The sequence below is a fragment of the Sphingomonas sp. LH128 genome (genome assembly GCF_000293195.2).
Taxonomy (GTDB): domain Bacteria; phylum Pseudomonadota; class Alphaproteobacteria; order Sphingomonadales; family Sphingomonadaceae; genus Novosphingobium; species Novosphingobium resinovorum_A.
Genome location: NZ_ALVC01000332.1, coordinates 1 through 5,545, shown reverse-complemented (window position 1 = coordinate 5,545; position 5,545 = coordinate 1). Strand labels below are relative to the sequence as shown.

Genomic DNA, 5,545 nt, shown 5'->3' with positions numbered 1-5,545 from the left:
GATCCGATATCGCGCCAACCACGCGACGCCCCCAAAAAGACTAAGGATGCCGACCATCAGGATCTGATCCGCTGGTCGATCCAGGAAGTCCGGCGGATCGCCAACAAGCTGGCCCAGCGTCGTATCCAGCCCGCCTACATCATCGCCTGGTCATGCTGGAGACGAGCGCATCAGGCTGCCGCACGGCGCGCTCATATCAAGTCAAAAATGCAACTGTAATGCTAAAGATACTGGAGCATCTTCAAACGACACTTGAGAGCTTTGGCCTCGATGCCGAAGTAATCAGAGAAATTCCGGATTGCGTGGCCTCCCATGATCAGACAGCGCGTCCGGCCACGATCACCCTTGCGGCCGTCAACCGGACCGGCACGCAGATGCGGCTGACAATGCTCATTGGGGCAGAACCGGGCTCGACGGCGGGTGCGGATGTCCACGCATTTTCGATTGATCGCACCAGTCTGGAAAGCGGTGCGCTGGTTTCATGGCTGCAGCGCGAAATCTACAGTGTGTATCATCGAGATCATTGCGCAGTCGCCTTCGGCGCGACGACGAATTCGAGCGCCTGAAAGGCCAGATAGGCGTGAGCGATGCGTCGACTATGCCGGAACGGCCCCAATCGCTACGCGGAAATTCACGGCTGGCGCCGGGCTGATTATTGGCAGGGGCGCGAACAGGGATGCGAACAGGGGTGCGATTTTCGCGGGCGTGAGAAGCTCCGAGATCATCGGTCGTGCTGCGAGCCCACCGGGGACGCAAGCTGTACGCGCGGAATGACATCGCGGCGCGCAAAATCAGGCTGTTCGAGATAACCATCGGACTTTGGCGTGCCGACGTTTGGACAGTCTTGCGGCCTCTCGGCGTGCTGACTGCCGCACCTTCGCGGATCCACAAGTCCTAGCGGTATGAAACAACCTTCGATTGTGATGCTGATGGGCGAGAGCGTACCAGGTTCTTGGAACCACCATAGATGGGCGAAGTTTCGTTGCCGCTGTTCAGCGAAGTCGAAGCAGCGCAGCGCCAGGATGGACCCGACCGGCTTCCCTGAGGACGGCGAATTAGGCCAGTGCAGCCAGCACCTCGGGCATAAGGGTGTACACCGCTTCGCGCTGCGCACCGCGATTGTGATGGTCGACCCGAAATCCTTGATAATGGCGATGAACCAATCCTGCCCGGACCAGGTCAGAAACGGCTCGGCTTACACTGCAACGTGCCGATTGCTGCAACCGCTCGCGCATCATATCGTCTATTGCGCCATCGCGTTCGACTTGATCCCGGGGCATCTTGCCGCGCTCGTTCAGATCATCGCATATCTCGCGGCGCATTGCCTGGCGGCGGTGATGGCGCTGCGCCATAGGAATCATCGCGCGCCCCAGCCAGTCACGAACCGGCACGGCCTGTCCTTCGTCCATGATGTAGGGGCCTGCAACCCCATCGGCATTCGCGGCCTTCGCAAGAAAATTGAGGACGATCATCGTATAGCGTGGTCGCGGCGAGACGGTCATGATCCTCTCGGCGACCGCGCTCAGATCCATCCTCGCAATGGCAGGCGCTGCTTTGGGTTCGAACAGGTCAGGCTGGTAGAACATATCACGAATCTACTGCCTTTTGCAGACAAGGTGAATCCCTATCGAGGATGGTCGCAAGTTTTTGCACCTATGGCACTTTACCCGGTCCGAAGTGAGCGTGGTAAAGTGCCATAGATGGCTAGGTGAGTGATCCCTTGCTGCGGAAATATGCCGTTATTCGTCGCTCACGCTGGTGTGGGCGTGAGTTCCGCGAATGTATTTGGCGTATCCCCCTCCCCGCGCTCTTCCTCTTCGCGATCCTGGTAGTTGTTACAGGCGTAACCGCCCCCGGCGGCCGCGATCAGCCCAAGGGAGCCTCAACGGCGCAATATCGTAGGGGCTGCTTATTGCAGCAGCGCGCCGCCCGTGCAGCCGCCCTTCTCACGCTTCGCTGTCTGGTTACCCGCGATGGTTCCGATAATCCGACCAATCATTCGAAATCTTCATTCGCAATGATCAGGAAAGAAAAGCGGCATTATTCCGCCAAATAGCTCCGGCGGAGCGCCGATCTTGCTGTTACGCAGAGGCTGGCTCTCGACATTTCTCGACTAGGTGCCGGAGGATGGATACTCGGCAAGGGCCGCGGCAATCATCGCGGCCAGCGTCTCCTCCGCACGAGCGCGAATGACTTCTTCCTTCGATTCCAGATCATGACGCACCCATTTAGGCGCGCGTTCGATTACCTGCAGGATCGTAGCCGCGAGAGGGTTGTTCATCGCGGATGCAATGTCCGAACGCCTGCGGGTGTGTCCAGCACAATCTCGGCGAGAACGTGCATCGCCAGACCGCCTCCAGGCGCCAACGGCGATTGCGCGGCTTTGCCGACAAGTCCGGTGTGGATAACTATGGGGATTGCGCGCCGAAAACCCGGCAGTAACGGAGGAAACCTTGCTCACGCCGGACACACGCCCATAGTCCAAAGAAAAAGCCGACCCGAGGGCCGGCTTGAAAGTTTTGGGAGAGGATGCCTGAAAGGCAGGACGCATATGCGATCGAACCGTCACTTCTAAAAGCGCAACGAACGCAACTGGCGACCTAATTCCCGCAACACCGCCCGATACTATCATGCTTGCGCATCCGCATACCGCGAAAAGACACCTTTTGTCCTTGCATCATGTTGTACAACCGACGCAGAACGACGCATCGCCATCTTTCCATAAGATCAAAGCACCCTTGGGGGACGTAGACCGAATGCCTGACACCGAGAACACGCCGGACACAGCCGCTCTCACCGTTCAGTTGCTGAGCGCCTATCTCGCGAACAATACAGTTCCTTCAGAGGAACTTTCGGCATTGATCCGCTCGACACGCGCGGCATTGACTGAGGAGCCTATAGCGCAACCCGCGCACGAGCCGGAACCCCAGTACACGCCCGCCGTCTCCGTTCGTAAAAGCCTTTCATCACCCAAGCACATCATCAGCCTGATCGATGGTAAGCCCTACAAGACGTTGAAGCGGCATCTCACATCGCACGGGCTGACACCGAAGACGTATCGAGAGCGTTATAACCTGCCCTCAAGCTACCCGATGGTTGCACCGGAATTTTCTGCGATGCGTCAGGCTATCGCGGAAAAGACGGGATTGGGGAACTCGCGCACGACGATCGCGGACAAGACATTGACGGACAACCTTTCCGCAGCACCCACGACCGCTGCAGCGACCGAAACCGCGCCCCCCACCCCGGACACCGCTGGCGCTGAAGAAAGCCCGCCCGCAGCTGCACCTAAGGCCCGGTCCAGAAAGTCACCCGCACAAAAATCTGACAAGCAGCCAGCGACGGGCCAGGCCGGCAGTCCAAATCCTGAACCCAAGAAGGCAAAGGGACGTGCAGTCAGGCAAAAGAAGGACGTCGCGGTTAAGCCCGTTGAAACGCCGCCAACCCCGCTCCCTGCAACGGAGTTGACGGTCCCCACACCCGCTCCGGCGGCAAAAAGGCGTGCAAAGAAGGAGCCGGCGCTCCCGGCGAGCGCACCTACACTCGATGCAATTGCTTCTGTGCCGCAGCCACTCATCGAAGCGCCCGCCCCCGCCCAGGATATTCCAGCAAAGGTCGCGCCACAACGCCGCGGCAAGCTTGGTCTGTTCGGAAGGGGTGCCACGCCGAAAGGCGAGACTGGGCCGGTGAACGATAGTTCTGCGCCGCAACTCGAGGGTGATGCTATCCCGGCCCAGAAGGCCAAGTCGCGCAATGCTCCCAAGCGCAAGCGTATGGCGCGAACGCCGAGGAAGGCAACGCCGGAGAGCTGATCATTCAATCGCGGCTTCGGCAGCAAGCACGTCGTGTCCATCGTTCAAGACGTGACGTGATCGCGGCCTGGCACTAAGCCGCCACCCCGACGTACAGTTCGACAGGAGTTATCGATGAACAACAATGATCTCGCAGATCTGATTGCTACCGACACCGGCATCACCAAGACCGATGCCCGCAAGATCGTCGACGCCGTCTTCGTGGCGATCGGCGATGCTGCAGCCACGGGCGGAGAAATCTCTCTCAACGGCTTTGGCAAGTTCAAGGTCAAGGACACACCCGAGCGTGAAGGCCGCAATCCCGCGACCGGCGAGGCGATGACGATCAAGGCCGCACGCAAGCTCACCTTCACTCCCGCCAAGGCGGTCAAGGACAAGCTGAACGGCTGATCTATCTGAAGCGGCGGCACATTGGTCCGGCCGCCGCTTCGCACTACCCGGTTTTTTTCAGATACCTGGCCGGTCCACTCGATGATCTTGATGCGCCCACTCGCGTCCATTGCAAGACATCAGGGCTCTGCGGCATCCTCGGGCCGGTCCATCTGCTTGGCCTCGCCGAGGAAATCACCTGGCAGGCCATCGACTTCTTCGGGTCCAGAACGGCATTCATTACTCCGGTCGACACCTATCTTGCCACTCTAGCTCGGGTACCTGCATCGATGCACACCGGATCGGCTTGCCGCCTGGAGTGAACCAGGCGCTTATGCTGCGTCCGTCTCTGCAGCGACCAACCGTGCGCCACCTTGCTCGCCGTCCGGGACCTTGATCCCCTACGCCATCGCAGGCATGGTCACGCCATGGCCAAGCCCTACGACCCCTACGCCTATATCATTCGCGTAGAAGCCCGGATTGTCGGTGTCGAGCCGGCTATCTCGCGCACCCTGGAGTTACCCAGCACCCTCAATTTCGCGCAATTTCACGAAGTGTTGCAAGCAGCGTTCGGGTGGACCGACAGTCACCTGCACCAATTCAATGTCGGGGGCCTTTTGATCGGTGCGCCGGAGGCCATCGAGGGTGGGGCTTACGGGCCGAAGGTCCTTGAGGCGACTGACATACAGCTTAAGGATTTGACCTTCCCTTGCGGGGACACTGCATCGCTAACGATCACATACCAATATGACTTTGGCGATGACTGGCGCCACAGCCTGTTGCTCCGTCGCTGCCAGATCGAAGATGAAGTCAAGTATCCTCGCTGCGTTGCGGGTGAAAGAGCCGGCCCGCCAGAAGATGTCGGAGGTTACCCGGGCTATGCCGAGTTCCTGGAAGCCTGGCTCGATGAAAGACATGAAGAGCATAAGGCCGTGCGCCGCTGGGCGGGTAAGAACTTCGATCCTGAGCGCTTCGAACCCGATGCGACGAACAAGGCCATCGCCAGGGCTATGCGTGCGTCTCGCGGCGATTACCAAAGAAGGCGTTCTTGAACCTGTGTTTGCACTGCCATCAATGACGTCAACTTTGGTCTATTTTCCAGCCGAGCCCGGCAGCGCAGCGGCATCATAAGGCTGCCTGTAACGCCTTCCGGACAGTCCGCTCACGATTTTCCTCATCCAAGAATTCTGCCGCATCCGGTGCTCGGGTAAGAGGACACCCGTTCGCCAAACGGGCTATGCTTATCAGTCCAGGAATGCTCGCATCGCGCGCGACCTGCTGGGGTGCTTGAGCTTGCGCAGCGCCTTGGCCTCGATCTGGCGGATGCGCTCGCGGGTCACCGAGAACTGCTGACCGACTTCCTC

7 protein-coding genes and 1 pseudogene are annotated in these 5,545 nt (G+C 59.4%); 5 read left to right on the top strand and 3 right to left on the bottom strand.

Annotated features, from left to right (window positions below; translation table 11 throughout):
* Both LH128_RS23545 and LH128_RS23540 read left to right on the top strand, forming a co-directional pair.
* Positions 1-219 (top strand): hypothetical protein (locus tag LH128_RS23545; RefSeq protein ID WP_008828344.1); only part of this gene is annotated, 219 nt, incomplete at its 5' end.
* Positions 219-566: a hypothetical protein gene (locus tag LH128_RS23540; RefSeq protein WP_008832195.1), complete on the top strand. Its 348-nt coding sequence runs from the start codon at positions 219-221 to the stop codon at positions 564-566. The genes LH128_RS23545 and LH128_RS23540, both read left to right, overlap by 1 nt.
* 489 nt (positions 567-1,055) lie before the next feature.
* Here LH128_RS23540 and LH128_RS23535 read toward each other — a convergent pair whose 3' ends face one another.
* Together LH128_RS23535 and LH128_RS33745 are read right to left on the bottom strand one after the other, a co-directional pair.
* Positions 1,056-1,586, bottom strand: coding sequence for a hypothetical protein (locus LH128_RS23535; RefSeq protein ID WP_008832194.1), 531 nt, complete (start codon positions 1,584-1,586; stop codon positions 1,056-1,058).
* A gap of 527 nt (positions 1,587-2,113) precedes the next feature.
* Entirely contained in the window at positions 2,114-2,281 is a 168-nt protein-coding gene (locus LH128_RS33745; RefSeq protein WP_008832193.1) for a DUF6771 family protein, read from the bottom strand.
* A gap of 475 nt (positions 2,282-2,756) precedes the next feature.
* On the opposite strand from LH128_RS33745, the gene LH128_RS32470 reads away from it, so the two are divergent.
* From LH128_RS32470 to LH128_RS23525, 3 genes and pseudogenes are all read left to right on the top strand, one after another.
* Complete coding sequence (locus LH128_RS32470) at positions 2,757-3,812, top strand: MucR family transcriptional regulator (protein ID WP_008832192.1); 1,056 nt, start codon at positions 2,757-2,759, stop codon at positions 3,810-3,812.
* Positions 3,813-3,923: 111 nt separating this feature from the next.
* Positions 3,924-4,202: pseudogene (locus LH128_RS23530) on the top strand (HU family DNA-binding protein); the annotation flags it as partial.
* A 407-nt stretch (positions 4,203-4,609) separates the two neighbouring features.
* Positions 4,610-5,233, top strand: a complete 624-nt coding sequence (locus LH128_RS23525; protein ID WP_008832190.1) for a plasmid pRiA4b ORF-3 family protein — start codon at positions 4,610-4,612, stop codon at positions 5,231-5,233.
* Positions 5,234-5,425: 192 nt separating this feature from the next.
* On the opposite strand, the gene LH128_RS32465 is transcribed toward LH128_RS23525, so the two are convergent.
* Positions 5,426-5,545, bottom strand: a 120-nt coding sequence (locus LH128_RS32465; protein WP_008832189.1) for a sigma factor-like helix-turn-helix DNA-binding protein, incomplete at its 5' end; no start/stop codon positions are given.

What these genes read in the sequence shown, in the direction of transcription:
- LH128_RS23540 (WP_008832195.1), top strand. Translation starts at nt 219, where the DNA reads ATGCTAAAGATACTGGAGCATCTTCAAACGACACTTGAGAGCTTTGGC.
- LH128_RS33745 (WP_008832193.1), bottom strand. Translation starts at nt 2,281, where the DNA reads ATGAACAACCCTCTCGCGGCTACGATCCTGCAGGTAATCGAACGCGCG.
- LH128_RS32470 (WP_008832192.1), top strand. Translation starts at nt 2,757, where the DNA reads ATGCCTGACACCGAGAACACGCCGGACACAGCCGCTCTCACCGTTCAG.
- LH128_RS23525 (WP_008832190.1), top strand. Translation starts at nt 4,610, where the DNA reads ATGGCCAAGCCCTACGACCCCTACGCCTATATCATTCGCGTAGAAGCC.
- LH128_RS23535 (WP_008832194.1), bottom strand. Translation starts at nt 1,586, where the DNA reads ATGTTCTACCAGCCTGACCTGTTCGAACCCAAAGCAGCGCCTGCCATT.